Raw genomic sequence first — 17132 nt, forward strand, 5'->3', positions numbered from 1 at the left:
GAACAGTGAATGTTAGATGCGAAACACTTTCGTGAAGGTATTGAAGAAACGGCAGCAGGCCTTAAGCGCCGCGGTTTTACATTAGATGTAGCGGCGTTAACAAATTTAGAAGCGCGCCGGAAAGAAATTCAGGTTCGCACTGAAACGCTGCAAAGCGAAAGAAACAGCCGTTCCAAATCAATAGGCCAAGCTAAATCTCGCGGTGAAGATATCGAACCGTTGTTAGCAGAAGTTGGTTCTTTAGGTGAACAACTTGAAGCTGCAAAAGCTGAGCTGAATCAAGTGCAAGATGAGCTACAAGCCGTAATCGCGGGTGTACCGAACTTGCCAGCCGATGACGTGCCAGAGGGCGCTGACGAAACTGAAAACGTTGAAATTAGTAAATTTGGTACGCCACCCACCTTTGATTTTGCAGCAAAGGATCATGTGGATGTAGCGGAAGATTTGAACCATGGTTTGGATTTTGGCCAAGCAGCTAAGCTTACCGCCGCACGTTTTGTTGTGATGAAAGGTGGTGTTGCTCGTATGCACCGCGCCCTCACGCAGTTTATGCTCGATTTACATAGCGAAGAGCATGGTTACGCGGAAACCTATGTGCCTTATTTAGTGAACCACGCCAGTTTGTATGGTACCGGACAACTTCCTAAGTTCGGTAAAGATTTATTCCATGTTGAAGGCGAAAGCCAAGACCAAGTGGCGTTATCGTTAATTCCAACGGCAGAGGTTCCACTAACGAACTTAGCCCGCGACGAGATTTTCGATGAAACTGAGCTGCCCATTAAACTAACGGCGCATACGCCGTGTTTTCGTAGTGAGGCAGGGTCTCATGGTCGCGATACGCGTGGGCTTATTCGTCAACATCAGTTTGATAAAGTGGAACTTGTGCAAATTGTTAAGCCTGAAGATTCAATGCAAGCATTGGAAGAACTCACAGGCCATGCCGAGAAAGTTCTGCAACTACTAAACTTACCTTATCGTAAGGTATTGTTATGCACCGGCGATATGGGCTTTGGTGCATGTAAAACCTACGATTTAGAGGTGTGGCTGCCGGGGCAAGATACCTATCGCGAAATTAGCTCGTGTTCAAATATGGGCGATTTTCAAGCGCGGAGAATGCAAGCACGTTTTCGCCGTAAAGGTGCCAAAAAGCCTGAGCTTCTGCATACATTAAACGGTTCTGGGCTGGCAGTAGGGCGCACACTAGTGGCTATTCTAGAGAATTATCAGCAAGCCGATGGTTCGGTAGTCGTGCCGGAAGTATTACGCCCGTATATGAATGGTGCAGAATCGATTCACCGCTAATCACGCAATAAGCGTGGGAAGCAAAAATAGTGGCAAACAAAGAACTGACAAACAAAAAACTGACAAACAAAAAGACAACCCAAGTGGTTGTCTTTTTTGTGGATGACGATTAAATGCACTTCGCTGGCTTAGGTAACCCTGCAATACGCGTAGCTTGTTTGGCAGGGCCTTTGGGGAAGAGTTTATACAAGTAACGGCTGTTGCCTTTATCTTCACCTAATGATTTGGCTACCGCTTTCACAAGTACCCGCATTGCCGGGCTGGTTTCGTATTCACTATAAAATGCCCGCACAAAATTAACCACTTCCCAGTGGGCTGAGCTCATTTCAATATTTTCTAAATGCGCGATATGCTCAGCAAGTTCCGGCGACCAGGCCGAGAAATCAGCTAAATATTCATGTTTATCGGTTGCGTAGCTCACGCCATTAAATTCAATCATGGTTGCTCTAAGTAATTATTTAAAACAGAAGTTTGTGTTTGGCTTGACTATTAAGGCGATCGATTTCGGCGCTGTCGATAACTTTTACCGGTACCCGAAAATTATCAACCGAAACATTCATTGCTGTGAATGAGGCGCTATCAACATAGATATCAGCAAAATCAAACACGGCATCGAGCATGCCTATTTTCTTTAGCGGATCAAAGCTACTCAAAGGCTTCAATAGCTGCTCTAAGGCTTCACCGCTATATAGTGCACAACATGGCTGATCGAGGCTCACAGCCATCAGTAACATATCTAAACCTTGCCGTGCGCTGGCGTGGTTAGCAGGCTTGGTAAAATGAAACATTAGCATGCAGCGTTCCCCTGAAATTGTAACAAATGCTCGGTATTGGCAAGGGTTTCAATAAATTCAGCTAAGCCACCTGCGGAAAATCCTTCGGCCAAGTTACCGGCTGGTGGAGGGAGTGATTCTAAGCCGTATTGGCTACCAACTGTGGCACATACGACGAGGGGAATATTGTGTTCACGCGAGAATTTACGCCACTGTTCCTGCAGATCTGGATAACCACTAGGGCTTTGTAAAAATTGATTGGCGTAAACCACCGCAGGGCCATAAAAGAACACCTGCTTAAGCTGCTCGCCTCTGCTAACTATATCTTGTGCGCACTGCAAGGCTTGCCGGCCCGCGAAGTAATCATCGGGAGCGGCTTGCAACATGATTACATACGAACTATTCGCCATTACGTGTGCCTTTGGAAATCGTGCATGCTCAGAGTATAACGAAAAACGCCCCGAGAGTAACCACGGGGCGTTTTGAATGCAGTGCTTAGGTACAAATTATTCGCGAGTTAACGCCATTAAGATGTTAATTAAGCTTAGTAGAATGTTGTAGATCGATACAAACAAGGTGATGGTAGCGCGAATGTAGTTACGTTCGCCACCATTCACGATAGCACTGGTTTGCATCAAAATCGCACCCGATGAGAACAGGATGAAGATAGCGCTAATAGCCAAACCTAACGCAGGGAGCTGTAAAAATAGGTTAGCTACAAAGGCAATTACAATAACCACGAAGCCGGCCATCATCATGCCACCTAGGAAAGACATATCTTTCTTAGTTGTTAATACATAGGCGGAAAGAGCAAAGAATATTGCCGCAGTACCACCCATAGCAAGCATAATGATATCAGCGCCGCCACTAGCAACGACCATATTTAATATTGGCCCTAGGGTGTAACCCATGAAACCGGTAAGTGCAAAGGTAAACACTAAGCCTAAACCGCTATCTGCTGTTTTGTGGACGGCAAAAAGTAACCCGTAAAATCCTACGAGAGTTACAAGGATTCCTGGGTATGGCAGGTTCATCATGCCAGCTACACCAGCAACAATAGCGCTGAACGCTAAGGTTAAGGCGAGAAGTGAATACGTATTGCGTAGAACCTTGTTCACCTCAACTGAGGTTTCTTGGCGCGCTGTATGCACAGTAGGGTTGTTCATAGATATTTTCTCCAGGTGCTTGTTGTTCATTGGCTTAAAGAAACAAATATCGCACTGTATACTTGGTTGAAAGTAATTTCACCGCCGGCTGTTTGCAAACTGGATTGAAACACTTCATCCCTTATACGTTGGTATTGTTACTTTAGAGCACAGTATTTTTGAATAGTTCTACTATACCTTATCACCGGGGGAGGGTTTCAACTAAAATCGTACTTGCAGCAGTGGTATTTAATCTTTATTGCCATTCATGGCTAAAATACGTCTTTCGATGTCGAAAAAAGCCTCGGTTCGGCTATTTTTACAGCAAACAAACAAAAATGTTAGATTTTTACTTTACAAGCTGGGGCGAGGTATTTATCATTCGCTCCGTCTTCAGCAAGAAGCTTTTAGTTCGGTTTAGCTGAAGCACACAATTTGGAGAGGTGGCAGAGCTCGGTTTAATGCACCTGACTTGAAATCAGGCGTAGGTTCATACCTACCGGGGGTTCGAATCCCTCCCTCTCCGCCAAATTCAGAAAAAGGCGCTGTTTATCAAACAGCGCCTTTTTTGTATCTAAAATGAAACTATTCCCGTGTTATAATATAAATCCGTAAATTTTACGTAAACCTATTCCAAAGCTAGTGCGTAAGTATCTACGGGCTTGTATACACAGTTTATAAGCTTGATTTTGCGATATCTAATGATGGCCCAAAGTTCTGCATCCCAGCCCCAGCAGTAGATGAGCCATAGCTAAACCTCCCGCAGCGTATTATAGGAAGTATTATGAAAGGAAAAGCCTCGGTAACTAAGCGTATGGTCCTTATGCTTGTTCTCTCGATTATTGTATTCGGTCTGATTTTTGGCTTAAAAGCTGTCGGCACTTATTCTATGAATAATTTCTTCGATAACATGCCAGCGCCAACAGCCACAATTACTGCTACCGAGGTTTCTGAGGAAACGTGGCGGGAGCAGACAACATCTATTGGTAGCTTTCGAGCAGTGAATGGCACCCATCTATCAGCGCAGGTAGGCGGTGTTATTACATCGATTCAGTTTGAAAACGGTACCGCAGTAGAAGAAGGCGACGTGTTGGTAACCTTAGATACTGACATTGATGAAGCTGAGCGCGCGCGGTTGGCGGCTCAACTAGAGATTGCGCGTACCGAAGCAGAGCGGCTTAAACCGCTTGCAGAATCACAGAATATTTCTGAATCCGACGTTGCCCGCGCGGAAAGTGAAGTAGCGCAAGTATCCGCGGCGTTACAGGCACAAGATGCGTTAATTCGGCAAAAAACGATTCGCGCACCATTTTCAGGTACTTTGGGTATTCGGCAGGTGAACCTTGGTGAGTATGTTGCCCCGGGTACGCCTTTGGTGAGCTTACAATCAACAGACCCTATTTACCTTAATTTCACCCTTCCAGAGCAGCGTATAGCGGATGTTCACCTTGGTATGGCGATTACGGCTTCAGTAGATGCTTATCAAAATGAGCTATTCACGGGTGAGATAACGGCGTTAGCGCCGCAGGTGCAAGAATCTACACGTTCGATTGAAATTCAAGCTAGCTTTGCAAACGCTGAAGCGAAATTAATGCCTGGCATGTTTTCCCGGGTGGCGCTTGATATTGCTGAGCCGCGTTCGGTGTTGGTGATTCCTCGTACTGCCGTGCAATTCAATCCGTTTGGGAATGTTGTATATGTAATTTCGGGTGATGATGAATTACAAGTGCAACAACGATTGATTAAAACCGGTCAAGTACAAGGCGATTTGATTGAGGTTTCAGAAGGTTTGGAGCTTGGTGAGCGAATAGCAACGTCCGGTTTGTTGAAACTTCGCAATAACGCCGCAGTGAAAATTAACGATGATCCTGATGTACAGCCACCCGCAGAGCGTGAACCACGCCCAGCAAATCGTTAAGGGAATGTTTGCGTTATGAAATTTACTGATATTTTTATTCGTAAACCGGTGCTGGCAACGGTTATTAGTTTACTGATTTTATTGATTGGTTTACGGGCAGCATTTGATTTGAATGTTCGCCAATTTCCCGAGATTCAGAATGCCGCAGTAACCGTAACTACCAGTTATATTGGTGCCGATGCGGATCTAATCCAAGGCTTTATCACCACGCCGTTAGAACGTGAAATAGCGGCCGCTGAAGGCATTGATTATATCGTTTCTTCGTCAAGTGCAGGGGTGAGTACCATCACCGCTTATTTGCGCCTTGATTACGATCCGAATAATGCACTCACGCAAATAGCAGCGCAGGTGAATAAGTTACGTTCAGATTTGCCGGAAGATGCTATGGATCCAGTGGTTTCGCTTGCGGTAGGGTCAGATGTAGCGGCTATGTACCTATCGTTTTACAGCGATATTTTGGATAGCAATCAAATTACTGATTACTTGGTGCGCGTTGTTGAACCTAAGCTCGCAACGGTATCAGGTGTTCAACGCGCTGGTATTTTGGGTGGACAAACTTTTGCAATGCGAATCTGGCTGGATTCAGCCAAGATGGCAGCGTTAAACACCACCGGCTCGGATGTTATGCAGGCTTTACGCGCGAACAACGTGTTATCGGCAGTGGGGCGTACGCGTGGCCAACGCGTTGCGATCGACCTTACCGCAGATACTGATTTACGGAGCGTTGCAGAGTTTGAACAATTAATTATTCGTTCTGACAACGGTGCTGTTGTCCGTTTAGGCGCTATTGCGGATATTGAGCTAGGGGCAGAATCCTATGATAACTCGGCGTTGTATAACGGCCAGCCCGCTACCTTTATTGGTGTGGAAATTGCGCCTGATGCGAATGCGTTAGAGGTTATCCAAGAAGTGCGTTCGGTTTGGGACGAAGAAATTATTCCGCAACTGCCTGAAGGCTTAAGCGCAAGCATTTCTTATGATTCTACTGAATACATCGAGAATGCCATTGATGAAGTAGTTATTACTATCGTTTTAGCGTTAGTGATTGTTCTCGCCGTTATTTATGGATTTTTGGGCTCTTTACGCTCGGTGATTATTCCTGCTGTTGCCGTTCCGCTCTCGCTGATTGGTACATTTGCCATGATGTTGATGCTGGGCTTTTCAATTAACCTACTAACCTTGTTAGCCATGGTGTTAGCCATTGGTATTGTGGTTGATGATGCCATTATCATGTTAGAGAACATTCAGCGACATTTAGAAGAGGGTATGTCGCGGATGGATGCCTCGTTATTGGGGGCGCGTCAACTTGCTGGCCCGGTGATTGTGATGTCCACCACCTTAGTAGCCGTATTTGTTCCTATCGGCTTTATTGGCGGCCTTACCGGTACCTTATTCATTGAGTTTGCATTCACACTTGCCGGCACGGTTATTCTTTCCGGCGTTGTGGCACTTACATTATCGCCTATGATGTGTTCGCGGATGCTGCAATCGCGCCGTGATGGCAGTGCTCGCCCACGCTTTGAGCAATGGCTAGATAGCCGCTTTAATAACCTTCGCGATCGTTATCAGCAGCGATTACATGGTTCGTTGGAAACGAAATCTGTATTTGCCATCTTTGGTATTATTGTATTTATTTCCTGCTATTTCTTGTTCATTACCAGTAATTCAGAGCTAGAACCACAGGAAGATCTCGGCTTTGTATTCATTATCAGTAACGGTGATAGCTACGCAACGCTGGAGTATATTGAGCAGAACACGGCAAAAATGGCAGAGCTTCAGCGCGATACCGATGAAATTGAAATGGCATTTGTTATCAACGGCATGCTGGGGCCGGGTAGTGCAGGTACCGGAATAGGTTTTAAACCTTGGGATCAACGGGAACGTAGCACACAAGAAGTGCTCGATGAAACGATTCAGCCTTTTGTGAATGATATACCTGGTTTGAATGTCTTCGCCCTTATTCCGCCTTCGTTGCCAAGCCCAGGCGGTGGATTACCAGTTGAATTCATCTTAAGCTCAACGCAACCGATTGAGAATTTGCGCGAACTCGCTGAAGAGATCATAGGCGAGGGCATGGCCAGCGGCCGTTTCATTATGCTTGATTCAGATTTGCGCATTGATCGGCCGCGGCAAACGGTAAATATTGATCGTGATAAAGCGGCCCTGATGGGCGTTGATATGGCGCAAGTTTCTGGTGATATCGCCAGCATGATGGCTGGGGTGTATGCCGGTCGATTTGCCCTTGAAAACCGTTCATATCGCGTGATTCCACAAGTTCAACGCAGTGAGCGAATTAGCCCTGAGCAACTCACTGAGTTCTATACGCGCAACAGAGCTGGGGAATTAGTACCTCTCTCTGCATTGGTTACCTTAGAAGAATCGGTACAGCCACAGCAATTAAAACGTTTCCAACAGCTGAACGCGGTAACTATCTCCGGTCTTCCTCGTCCTGGGGTAGCATTGGGCGATGCCCTTGCGGTACTTGATAATATCGCGGCGGAACGCTTACCGGGTGGCGTAGTCGTTGATTATGCTGGGCAATCTCGGCAGTTTAAGAGCGAAGGGCAACAATTAGTCGTTACCTTTTTCTTCGCGTTGTTGATTATCTTTTTGGTATTGGCGGCGCAGTTCGAATCATTCCGTGATTCTATAATTGTGTTGGTAACCGTACCGATGAGTATATGTGGCGCTCTGATATTCGTTAGTTTAGGGTTTGCCTCACTCAATATTTATACCCAAGTAGGCCTTGTAACCTTGATTGGTTTGATCGCTAAACACGGTATTTTAATTGTTGAATTCGCAAACAAGCTGCAAGAAGAAGGTAAGAGTAAGCGTGATGCAATCGAACAAGCTGCGGCTATTCGGTTACGGCCTATTCTCATGACCACAGCAGCTACTGTGTTAGCGATGGTGCCTTTGTTGTTTGCCAGTGGCCCGGGTGGCGCTTCACGCTTCGCTATGGGCTTGATTATTGCGGCCGGGATGACAATTGGTACGGTGTTTACGTTGTTTGTCTTGCCCGCCGTATATTTATACTTGGGGAAAAACCGAGAGGTTGAGCAAGCCACCTAGATGATTGGCCAAGCAAGCTGTATATCAATGTAACCTAGTGTTCTTCATGTCACTGAAAATATATTTATGCCCGCTCTTGTTTTTCTATGAGAGCGGGCATATGTTATTTACAGGTGTCTATGTTGGTAGAACAAACGATGTATCTTTTTCGCTATCTGATTTTCGCATGTTTATTTAGTGCTGTATCTGCGCAAGCAACAGTACTTGAACAGCAAGCGCCTATTGATGGCTACCAAGATACCGTTGATTACAGCGAATTTTGGATTCCGTCGGCTGAAAGCGAAGGCGATCAACCCGATGTTCTAGTGTCTTCGACCACGTCGCCTACTAAGCGCATTACCTATCGTTCAGTGGCTGTTTCCACCGGTGCAATTTGCGCTGCTAGCTATCTTCATTTCCAATCGAGAGCGCCGCCAGCTCACCAATAAATCATCGCTTTTTTGTTTTTTTTGATTTGTTGGAGAAATTTTATGTCTAGTTATACAGCTTTGAGCTTTTCGGCGTTGCCGATCGTGAAGAATAAATCGGCAAAACATGCAGGCCCCCAGTTCTTGCAAAGAAAATTGAGTTGGAATGAAAGCGCACTTAATGTGTTGATTGATTTTTCGTTCCAACGCCCTTTAGAGATAAACCAAACCTTAGAGTTAGACCGCGCAGAGGCTTTGTTAGAAGCTACTAAAGCGCGCTATGCGTGTGTGATGAATAGCGACAACGAGTTAGTTGGCATTCTGCCGAAGCAGGAACTGTATGGCCGTACGGCCATTAATATGGCTCGCGATTTACGCATACCACATGGAGATGTAAGCATTGATTACTTAATGATCCCGATCGCAAAGTTGCCGTTGGTTTCGCGTCAGCAATTACAGCAAGCGAAAATTGGTGATGTGGTAGCAACCTTGCATAGAAGTGGACAAGACTATCTACTGGTTCACGATGACAATGAAATTATTGGTATTGTGCCCGCATTACGCATTGTTGAATTAACCGGTGAATCAGTACAAATTCCACATCATGCTAATAGTTTTGTAGAAATTATGAATGCGGTTCGGCATCGTGATGCGATTGAATAAGGGCTCAGGCTTGTGAGACTGTGAACAACGATAGCGCGCTTATGCTACATGCGTATTATGAAAGCATCCGAAAGGATGCTTTTTGCGTTATTGCTTACAAGGAAAGGTAGGAGGTAATTAAGTTATCGTATTTGCAGTAGGCGTGGTTATGATGTTTATCATAATTAATTGGTGCCAAAAGTGCTTTCAATTTGAGCAATTGTTGCATTTTAGTTGCATTTGTATGTTGATTTTATGACGGTATTTATCTAAAAATAACGCACTTCTGGAGAAGTACATAAATTAACAATAACTTGCGACAAGGAAACTACGTTATGAGTGATGTAATTGTGGCCTTACCAAAAGGGATTCGGCACACGGGAGTGGTAAACGAGTTAGGAGAATTACGTTGGCGGGTGCATGTAGCTCAAAACCGTAATGGTTTAGAGAGCTTAGTGGTTAAGCGCACTGCTAATTTACTCGTGCTGAGTGAAGAATTTGTGGGTTCGGCTACACGCGCTTTAATTAAGAAGCTGCATAAATTAAATCCAGCGCTGCGAATTATGCTGTGGTGCGACAAATTAAACCATGCGCTCGATTACAAGTTTAATGAGCCAGCAGTATCTGGATATCTGCTAAATGAAGCCTCGATTGATGAAGTAAATCACGGTTGCCGAGTGGTTTCGCTTGGGCAAAGTTACACGCCTAATATTTTGCGGCAAATGGCTAAGCGCTACCAAGGCCCGCTACTTAAACACCCACTACTCAGCTCACTCAGCCGCAGGGAGCAGCAGATTTTTCAGCTGATAAGTACAGGGCTTACCGTAAGTTCTATTTCTGAGCGCCTATATATTTCAAGAAAGACAGTAAACACATTCCGCTATCGGTTATATCGAAAGTTAAATGTGGAGAATGATGTGCAGATTACGCACTTAGCCTACAAGTATGGCCTTATAAACCACGATATAAACAATAACCCGATTCATCAAACTATTGTGCCTGTTCATCCTGCACTAGCGCAAAATCCAGCGAACGATAGTACCGCGCAAATAACCGCCTAACACATGCAAGAGCGCAGACATCCGATAGGGGTTCTGGTAATCTAAGTATACGAATTGTGATGTATATAAGTGCGCATTTGCTGCACTTTAAACTTAGGTACTTGAACCCCTTTATCTATGGCGAAAGAAAACCAATTTAACGCGCAAGATTTTCTTAAAAACTTAACTCACCAGCCGGGTGTTTATCGCATGTTTTCGGCTGACGGTGAGGTTATTTATGTGGGGAAAGCAAAGGACCTCCGCAAGCGTGTTACGAGCTATTTTCGGAAAAATGTTGATTCGGTTAAAACCCAAGCTTTAGTGAAGCAAATTGCACACATGGAAGTAACGGTAACCAACAGCGAAGCCGAGGCGTTGATATTAGAGAATAGCTTTATCAAAACCCACATGCCGCGGTACAACGTGCTGTTGCGCGATGATAAATCTTATCCCTATATTTTTATCTCTGCACATGAGCATCCGCGTATTGCGTATCATCGCGGTACCCGGCGTGAAAAAGGTGAATACTTCGGGCCATTTCCCAACGGCAGTGCTGTTCGTGAAAGTTTACGTTTACTGCAGAAACTATTCCCAGTTCGTCAATGTGATGATAGCTACTATCGGGCACGAAGCCGCCCGTGCTTGCAGCATCAGTTAAAACGCTGTTTAGCACCCTGTGTGGGTTTGCCAGAGAAAGATCAATATGCCGAACAAGTTCAATTGGTAAAGCTTTTTTTGCGTGGTAAAAATAATGAAGTGATTAATACACTCGTTGGTGCGATGGAGCGGGCGAGTGAAAACTTGGAATTCGAGCGGGCTGGCATGTTGCGCGATCAAATTGTTGCTTTACGTCAGGTTCAAGAGCGCAATGCGGTTAGCGGAAGCCAGCATGAGTTAGATGCGATAGGTATATATAGAAATTCAGGGTTTACCTGCGTGCATTTGCTATCGATCCGACAAAACTCGGTGCAAGGAAGCCGTAGTTACTACCCCAAGGTGCCTGCGCACACGAGCGATACTGAAGTGTTGGAATCATTTTTAATTCAATATTACCTAAACCAACAGCATGGCCAGCGGGTTCCAGCGGAAATTATTGTTCCCGAGCAGTTGGAAAATAGAAGTGCCTTAAATGAACAGTTAAGTTTGGCATTAGATATGCGCGTGAAGCTCGTGCAACCAAAGCGCGGAGAGCGTCAGCAATATTTAGCGTTAGCAACTAAGAATGCAATGAACGCTGTTGAGAGTAAGCTTGGGTTGCAATCCACGATGCAAACCCGATTTAAAGCACTGCACAAATTTCTACAGCGCGAAACGCCTATTGAACGTATGGAATGCTTTGATATTTCGCATACTATGGGCGAAGAAACGGTAGCTTCTTGCGTTGTATTTGACCAAGATGGGCCGCGAAAATCCGATTATCGTCGTTTCAATATAAAAGGCATCACCGGTGGTGACGATTATGCGGCCATGGCACAGGCTTTAGAACGCCGTTATAAACAAGCCGTTGAACGCGAAAATGTACCTGATTTATTGTTGATCGATGGCGGCAAAGGGCAGTTAACGCAAGCGGAAGAGTATTTTCAAGATTGGCCTCATCCGCCTATTTTACTGGGCGTCGCAAAGGGCGAGAGCCGGCGGCCAGGGTTAGAGACGCTTATCTTTGGTTTTAGCCGAAATACCGTTCATTTAGCGGCTGACGATCCAGCGCTGCATTTAATTCAACATATTCGTGATGAATCGCATCGTTTTGCAATTACCGGCCATCGTCAGCGCCGAGCTAAAGTAAGAAAAACATCTACGCTGGAAGAAATTCCAGCAGTTGGGAACAAGCGCCGGCAAAATTTACTTAAATATCTAGGTGGATTGCAGCAGGTAAAAAGCGCTAGTATAGAGCAGTTGGCAAATGTTCCTGGCATTAGCAGGGCGCTTGCGGAAACCATTTATTATGCGTTACGTGATGAATAAGTTGATAATTAGGTGATAACGTTCGCATAAGCCTTTGCTATGTGGTTCTTAAGTACCTGAATTCCATAAACACAGATAAGAAAGTGAGATCAAGCCCTTATGTGGAGCATTCCGAATATTATAACGTCTTTCCGGATTATTTTGATTCCGGTTTTCCTCGCTGTGTTCTATCTGCCTATCGAGTACGCTCACTTTTATGCTGCGCTCATTTTCGTATTAGCCGCAATAACGGATGGAATTGACGGTTATGTAGCGCGTAAACTGGAACAACAAACAAAGTTTGGTGCATTTCTAGATCCGGTGGCTGATAAAATTATGGTAGCGGCCGCACTTATTGTGGTGGTGGAATACCATCAAACGCTTTGGATAACTATTCCAGCGCTATTAATTATCAGCCGTGAGCTTATTATTTCAGCTTTGCGTGAATGGATGGCGGAAATCGGTAAACGCGATAGTGTAGCGGTATCTACTATTGGCAAAGTAAAAACGACCGCACAAATGATAGCCCTTACGGGTTTGTTGTGGAGCGCGAATACCTTCGTATATGTAATTGGCGCCATGGCGATCTATGTGGCTGCAATTTTAACGGTGTGGTCGATGTATATTTACCTCACTGCTGCATGGGCTGACCTAACAAAAGACAGTTAATAAGCTATATTTTAGCCATTTCATTCAAAAAATAGGCAAACAGCTTAAAAATCGAAATTTATTGTTGACTGAAATCAAGGGACAGGTAGAATGCACAGCCACTGGGGCAACGCCCTGGTGAGAAATAAAGTGAAGCGCGGGAATAGCTCAGTGGTAGAGCACAACCTTGCCAAGGTTGGGGTCGCGAGTTCGAATCTCGTTTCCCGCTCCAAACTTTATTTTAACCCAGGCGGGTTGGCAGAATGGCTATGCAGCGGATTGCAAATCCGTGGATCTCGGTTCGACTCCGGGACCCGCCTCCAGTTTTCTAGAACTTCTAAAGTTCTACACAGCATTACAACACTAGAAATAGTGCCTACTGAAAAGCCCGGGTGGTGAAATTGGTAGACACAAGGGATTTAAAATCCCTCGCTGGAAACAGCGTGCCGGTTCGAGTCCGGCCCCGGGCACCATTTCTAAGTATCTTTTGCAAGCATCCTAATTTAAGTTTTTAATTCCTAATCTGTTAAATATCATGGAATAACTATACCTAATGCATTCGCGGGAGAATGGATTTCGGGCTTTTGGCGCGAAGTTGGGGCCTTAGTGGTTGATACTGCAGTTCTTTGTATGATTAGGGAACGGCATACTAACGGCTACGGTTCTCGATTACATGCTGCAACCAATTCACCAAGGCAACAATTGCCATTTCGCGTTGGCTTTCTCTGCGAACGGAAATGTGGAGGCCATGGCGGCTGGTAAGCCGAAAACCGGGTACTTCTTTTAACCCTGCTTCGATGGCCGCGCGCGCATAAAAATCGGGTAACAGGAGTAACCTATTGGTAAATTGCCCCAGTTCCACTGCCATACTCGTGTTATTTACTAATTGCACCTGATCTGCCGATATTTTAGTATCAAATTCCTTGGTCCAACGATCCCAATCTTTATTGGTGTTCACAGCTACAAACTTACAATCGCTCAATGTTTTATTGCAAGGCTCTGAAACACTATCAGAACGCATTAAAATCAGTTGGCTATCGCTTAGTAACCAGTTTGCTATCGCTTTCTGCGCGGGGGCAGAGAAGGTAAGTAGTGCATCGAGTTCACCATGCAGTAGTTCATGTGTTAACGGAGCTTCGTTTTGTCTGCTTAAATATTCAGGAACCTGTACACATTGTAACTCTAGATGAGGGTATAATTGGTTGAATTCGGAGAGCATAGGGCCCAACCACCAGCGTAGTAGTTCGCTACTGATACCGAGTGTTAGGGTACGGCGGGCGTGTTCACCATTTTTCATTGTGCGCTTTACTAACCGCTCAACTTGTCGAAACACTCTTGATAAATCAGGGGCTAAGGCATCACCTGCGGGGGTTAATGCATGTACTCGGTTATCTCGTTGGATTAAACGGATGCCTAATTGTTCTTCAAGGGTGGTGATTTGGCGGCTAATAGCGGATTGGGTAACGCTAAGCTCGGCTGCCGCCGCTTTAAAACTACCCAAGCGGGCAACCGTTTCAAATACCCGCAATGCATTTAATGATGGGAAATTATTATTTTTCATTTTTGGCCACACCTATTGTTAATGCTTAAAAAACCGCCGTGCTGACAACCCGCATGGATTTCTTATTAATCAAAACATGTTGATTTTAAATCATCATAATAAATTACCAGAATGAGCGCAAATATGTTTATTTATATGCGCTTAGAGCAGGAGATTGCTTTTAGAATGTTAGATGATGTTTTTGCAGGCCGATATTTCGCTGAGTTCCTCGCTATGGCCATAGCACATGCACTAGCGGTGATGAGCCCAGGCCCTGATTTTGCAGTAGTGAGCCGCTACAGTGTGCGCCATGGCTCCCGAATAGCAACGTGGGTGAGTGCCGGTATTGGCACCGGTATTTTGGTTCACGTTACCTATTCAATACTTGGTTTAGCGTTAGTTATCAATCAAACGCCGTGGCTTTATCAAATGCTGCTTTTAATTGCGAGCGCATATTTCTTTTGGCTAGGTTGGAACGCACTGCGTTCTGCGCCAATACCCGTTAGCCGTGCAGCGGAATCCGGCGATGGTGAACAAACGGTGGCCGTGGTTCCACAGATTTCAGTAGGGCGCGCTTTCGTCATTGGCTTTTTAACCAACGGCCTGAACATCAAAGCTACCATGTTTTTCTTAGCGCTGTTCACGTCGATTATTTCTGTACAAACACCACTGTTAGTAAAAGTTGGATACGGTACGTATTTAGCCATCGCTACTTTCGCTTGGTTCGCTGCGCTCTCGTTTATGATTGGTAAAACTAGAATACGGACTATTTTATTAAGCCATGGTTATTGGTTTGATAGAGTTATGGGTTTGGTTTTATGGTTGTTAGCAATCCATTTACTTTGGCAGTGGTGGCAGTACCCCTGATTCCGGTATACTCTCGATATTGATTTTTAATATTTTTATTTTTAGCTATAGCTTTCAAAAGGCCGTTAAATGCAGTTATTTGTGAATGATCTTACCGTAATCGATTTTTCTTATCTGTGCCCAGAGCGGGGGATAGTGGGAGAAAGCTGGATTGTGGATATTATTCTTGATGGTTCGTTGAATGATCAATCCATGGTGCTAGATTTTGGCCGGGTTAAAAAACAAGTAAAGGCAATTATTGACCAATCGGTTGATCATAAACTGCTCATACCAACGGAACATGTGTTTACACAAGTAACACGCGAAGAAGCAGGAACGCACTACTGGGTTGATTTTTTACGCCCAAACAAATCGATTCATTTGTATTGTCCGGCCGATGCATACGCCTTCATTGATTCTGATACGATTACCCAAGAATCAACTATTGCCTATCTGCAGGCGGTGATAAAGCGTGAATTGCCAGCAAATGTTAAGGGGCTCGAGCTCACTTTGCGGGCCGAAGAAATGAACGGATTTTATTATCATTATACGCACGGTTTAAAAAAGCATGATGGTAATTGCCAACGCATTGCTCACGGTCATCGTTCAGCCATTAAAATTTTCATCGACGGAATGCGCAGCCCCGCATGGGAGCAACGTTGGTCGCGCCGCTGGGAGGATATCTACGTGGGAACGGCTGAGGACGTGGGCGAGGCGAGCAGTTTGAAGTTAAGTGCTGCCGCAAGAAAACACACCGGTGAGCACCATATTTGCTATTCGTACATGGCGGAACAGGGCCTGTTTGAATTGATTTTGCCGGCGCAAGAGAACGAAGTTATGTTTACGGATACTACGGTTGAATGTATTGCCGATTATGTGGCACATGAAATTGCTAAAACAATTGCGGCAGAATCAATGCCAACCCATACGCCCGAGGTGAAAGTAATTGCTTTTGAGGGCGTAGGTAAAGGAGCGATAGGTTATGCATAATATGTTTCGAAAGCTAATCCAGGCCCCGCTTATTGCATTTTTTGCGATTACAGCGATATGGTCGGCGAATGCGCTTGCCGAAAATAACTCAAGTATAGCTCCCTCAATTTCGGGAGAATTTGTACAAGGCGCGATGATTGTTGGCCGTACCGCGCCTGATGCAGACGTTACGCTCAACGGCGAATCTCTGAAAGTAGGGCGGGATGGATATTTTGTGTTTGGTATTGGCCGGGATGATGAAGGCGATATTGAACTCAAGATTACATCGTCCACAGGTGAACAATGGCAACAGCAATTTGCAATTGAAAGCCGTGAATTTAATATCCAGCGTGTGGATGGTTTGCCCCAGCGCACGGTAACCCCCGATCCTGAAGTGCAAGCGCTGATACGCGCCGATAATGTTAAAATTGGCGCGGCGCGTGATATTGATAGTGATCGTTTGAACTTCACTGAAGCCTTTATTTGGCCTGCTGAGGGTCGAATTAGCGGTGTGTATGGCAGCCAACGAATATTGAATGGTAATCCGAGCGCTCCACACTGGGGGCTTGATATCGCCGCGCCTACCGGAACACCGGTTTACGCGCCAGCAGGCGGCGAAGTGCGGTTAACGGCTGCAGATATGGTGCTTTCTGGTGGCACCATTATAATCGATCATGGCCACAATATTTTTTCTAGCTTTCTACATTTGCACGCTATTCATGTAGAAGAAGGGCAAGTTGTTGAGCCTGGCGATTTAATTGGTGAAATAGGTGCTACTGGCCGCGCTACTGGCCCACATTTAGATTGGCGCATGAATTGGGGTTCAGTTCGTGTGGATCCCGCGTTACTCTTACCCGAACGCGAATAGATTTTAATCTTTTTTTTG

16 protein-coding genes and 4 tRNA genes are annotated in these 17132 nt (G+C 45.2%); 15 read left to right on the forward strand and 5 right to left on the reverse strand.

From position 1 onward, the window contains the following. Nucleotides 1-9: 9 nt before the first annotated feature. A complete protein-coding gene (gene serS, locus CWE13_RS01230; protein ID WP_126805522.1) occupies nt 10-1302 on the forward strand; it encodes a serine--tRNA ligase in 1293 nt (430 codons plus the stop codon). 109 nt (nt 1303-1411) lie between these two features. On the opposite strand, the gene CWE13_RS01235 is transcribed toward serS, so the two are convergent. From CWE13_RS01235 to CWE13_RS01250, 4 genes are all read right to left on the reverse strand, one after another. Further along, nucleotides 1412-1741, reverse strand: coding sequence for a TusE/DsrC/DsvC family sulfur relay protein (locus CWE13_RS01235; protein ID WP_126805523.1), 330 nt, complete (start codon nt 1739-1741; stop codon nt 1412-1414). 19 nt (nt 1742-1760) lie between these two features. Further along, the gene (locus CWE13_RS01240) at nt 1761-2096 is read right to left on the reverse strand and encodes a DsrE family protein (protein ID WP_126805524.1); all 336 of its coding nucleotides are present in this window, start codon (nt 2094-2096) and stop codon (nt 1761-1763) included. Next, a complete protein-coding gene (locus CWE13_RS01245) occupies nt 2090-2485 on the reverse strand; it encodes a DsrE/DsrF/TusD sulfur relay family protein (RefSeq protein ID WP_126805525.1) in 396 nt (131 codons plus the stop codon). The genes CWE13_RS01240 and CWE13_RS01245 overlap by 7 nt, the downstream gene beginning before the upstream one ends. Nucleotides 2486-2581: 96 nt before the next feature. Beyond that, a complete protein-coding gene (locus CWE13_RS01250; RefSeq protein ID WP_126805526.1) occupies nt 2582-3241 on the reverse strand; it encodes a Bax inhibitor-1/YccA family protein in 660 nt (219 codons plus the stop codon). A 416-nt stretch (nt 3242-3657) separates the two neighbouring features. On the opposite strand from CWE13_RS01250, the gene CWE13_RS01255 reads away from it, so the two are divergent. The 11 genes from CWE13_RS01255 to CWE13_RS01305 all read left to right on the forward strand — a co-directional run bounded on the left by CWE13_RS01255 (nt 3658) and on the right by CWE13_RS01305 (nt 13364). Next, a tRNA-Ser gene (locus CWE13_RS01255) sits at nt 3658-3749 on the forward strand. 255 nt (nt 3750-4004) lie between these two features. Then, nucleotides 4005-5138 carry an efflux RND transporter periplasmic adaptor subunit gene (locus CWE13_RS01260; RefSeq protein WP_126805527.1) on the forward strand — a complete coding sequence of 378 codons (1134 nt, stop codon included), beginning with the start codon at nt 4005-4007 and terminating at the stop codon, nt 5136-5138. Nucleotides 5139-5153: 15 nt separating this feature from the next. After that, the gene (locus CWE13_RS01265) at nt 5154-8210 is read left to right on the forward strand and encodes an efflux RND transporter permease subunit (protein WP_126805528.1); all 3057 of its coding nucleotides are present in this window, start codon (nt 5154-5156) and stop codon (nt 8208-8210) included. A 119-nt stretch (nt 8211-8329) separates the two neighbouring features. Beyond that, complete coding sequence (locus tag CWE13_RS01270; protein WP_126805529.1) at nt 8330-8638, forward strand: hypothetical protein; 309 nt, start codon at nt 8330-8332, stop codon at nt 8636-8638. A 42-nt stretch (nt 8639-8680) separates the two neighbouring features. Then, nucleotides 8681-9280 carry a CBS domain-containing protein gene (locus CWE13_RS01275; RefSeq protein ID WP_126805530.1) on the forward strand — a complete coding sequence of 200 codons (600 nt, stop codon included), beginning with the start codon at nt 8681-8683 and terminating at the stop codon, nt 9278-9280. A gap of 314 nt (nt 9281-9594) precedes the next feature. Beyond that, complete coding sequence (locus tag CWE13_RS01280) at nt 9595-10320, forward strand: LuxR C-terminal-related transcriptional regulator (protein ID WP_126805531.1); 726 nt, start codon at nt 9595-9597, stop codon at nt 10318-10320. A gap of 117 nt (nt 10321-10437) precedes the next feature. Then, nucleotides 10438-12264 (forward strand): excinuclease ABC subunit UvrC, encoded by a 1827-nt coding sequence (gene uvrC / locus CWE13_RS01285; RefSeq protein ID WP_126805532.1) that lies wholly within the window; start codon nt 10438-10440, stop codon nt 12262-12264. Between the two features lie 99 nt (nt 12265-12363). Then, nucleotides 12364-12912, forward strand: coding sequence for a CDP-diacylglycerol--glycerol-3-phosphate 3-phosphatidyltransferase (pgsA, locus tag CWE13_RS01290; RefSeq protein WP_126805533.1), 549 nt, complete (start codon nt 12364-12366; stop codon nt 12910-12912). A gap of 136 nt (nt 12913-13048) precedes the next feature. After that, a tRNA-Gly gene (locus CWE13_RS01295) sits at nt 13049-13123 on the forward strand. A 17-nt stretch (nt 13124-13140) separates the two neighbouring features. Next, nucleotides 13141-13214: transfer RNA gene (locus CWE13_RS01300), tRNA-Cys, on the forward strand. 63 nt (nt 13215-13277) lie between these two features. Continuing rightward, a tRNA-Leu gene (locus CWE13_RS01305) sits at nt 13278-13364 on the forward strand. A gap of 176 nt (nt 13365-13540) precedes the next feature. On the opposite strand, the gene CWE13_RS01310 is transcribed toward CWE13_RS01305, so the two are convergent. Next, complete coding sequence (locus CWE13_RS01310) at nt 13541-14452, reverse strand: LysR family transcriptional regulator (RefSeq protein WP_126805534.1); 912 nt, start codon at nt 14450-14452, stop codon at nt 13541-13543. A gap of 165 nt (nt 14453-14617) precedes the next feature. On the opposite strand from CWE13_RS01310, the gene CWE13_RS01315 reads away from it, so the two are divergent. From CWE13_RS01315 to CWE13_RS01325, 3 genes are all read left to right on the forward strand, one after another. Continuing rightward, entirely contained in the window at nt 14618-15298 is a 681-nt protein-coding gene (locus CWE13_RS01315) for a LysE family translocator (RefSeq protein ID WP_126805535.1), read from the forward strand. A 69-nt stretch (nt 15299-15367) separates the two neighbouring features. Continuing rightward, the gene (locus CWE13_RS01320) at nt 15368-16267 is read left to right on the forward strand and encodes a 6-carboxytetrahydropterin synthase (RefSeq protein ID WP_126805536.1); all 900 of its coding nucleotides are present in this window, start codon (nt 15368-15370) and stop codon (nt 16265-16267) included. Further along, nucleotides 16260-17114, forward strand: a complete 855-nt coding sequence (locus CWE13_RS01325; protein WP_241973613.1) for a M23 family metallopeptidase — start codon at nt 16260-16262, stop codon at nt 17112-17114. The genes CWE13_RS01320 and CWE13_RS01325 overlap by 8 nt, the downstream gene beginning before the upstream one ends. Nucleotides 17115-17132: the final 18 nt, after the last annotated feature.

The organism is Aliidiomarina shirensis, from assembly GCF_003987345.1.
GTDB classification, from domain to species: Bacteria; Pseudomonadota; Gammaproteobacteria; order Enterobacterales; family Alteromonadaceae; genus Aliidiomarina; species Aliidiomarina shirensis.

What these genes read in the sequence shown, in the direction of transcription:
- CWE13_RS01265 (WP_126805528.1), top strand. Translation starts at nt 5,154, where the DNA reads ATGAAATTTACTGATATTTTTATTCGTAAACCGGTGCTGGCAACGGTT.
- uvrC (WP_126805532.1), top strand. Translation starts at nt 10,438, where the DNA reads ATGGCGAAAGAAAACCAATTTAACGCGCAAGATTTTCTTAAAAACTTA.
- CWE13_RS01270 (WP_126805529.1), top strand. Translation starts at nt 8,330, where the DNA reads ATGTTGGTAGAACAAACGATGTATCTTTTTCGCTATCTGATTTTCGCA.
- CWE13_RS01320 (WP_126805536.1), top strand. Translation starts at nt 15,368, where the DNA reads ATGCAGTTATTTGTGAATGATCTTACCGTAATCGATTTTTCTTATCTG.
- CWE13_RS01245 (WP_126805525.1), bottom strand. Translation starts at nt 2,485, where the DNA reads ATGGCGAATAGTTCGTATGTAATCATGTTGCAAGCCGCTCCCGATGAT.
- CWE13_RS01260 (WP_126805527.1), top strand. Translation starts at nt 4,005, where the DNA reads ATGAAAGGAAAAGCCTCGGTAACTAAGCGTATGGTCCTTATGCTTGTT.
- serS (WP_126805522.1), top strand. Translation starts at nt 10, where the DNA reads ATGTTAGATGCGAAACACTTTCGTGAAGGTATTGAAGAAACGGCAGCA.
- CWE13_RS01240 (WP_126805524.1), bottom strand. Translation starts at nt 2,096, where the DNA reads ATGCTAATGTTTCATTTTACCAAGCCTGCTAACCACGCCAGCGCACGG.
- CWE13_RS01325 (WP_241973613.1), top strand. Translation starts at nt 16,260, where the DNA reads ATGCATAATATGTTTCGAAAGCTAATCCAGGCCCCGCTTATTGCATTT.
- CWE13_RS01250 (WP_126805526.1), bottom strand. Translation starts at nt 3,241, where the DNA reads ATGAACAACCCTACTGTGCATACAGCGCGCCAAGAAACCTCAGTTGAG.
- CWE13_RS01280 (WP_126805531.1), top strand. Translation starts at nt 9,595, where the DNA reads ATGAGTGATGTAATTGTGGCCTTACCAAAAGGGATTCGGCACACGGGA.
- CWE13_RS01275 (WP_126805530.1), top strand. Translation starts at nt 8,681, where the DNA reads ATGTCTAGTTATACAGCTTTGAGCTTTTCGGCGTTGCCGATCGTGAAG.
- pgsA (WP_126805533.1), top strand. Translation starts at nt 12,364, where the DNA reads ATGTGGAGCATTCCGAATATTATAACGTCTTTCCGGATTATTTTGATT.
- CWE13_RS01315 (WP_126805535.1), top strand. Translation starts at nt 14,618, where the DNA reads ATGTTAGATGATGTTTTTGCAGGCCGATATTTCGCTGAGTTCCTCGCT.
- CWE13_RS01310 (WP_126805534.1), bottom strand. Translation starts at nt 14,452, where the DNA reads ATGAAAAATAATAATTTCCCATCATTAAATGCATTGCGGGTATTTGAA.
- CWE13_RS01235 (WP_126805523.1), bottom strand. Translation starts at nt 1,741, where the DNA reads ATGATTGAATTTAATGGCGTGAGCTACGCAACCGATAAACATGAATAT.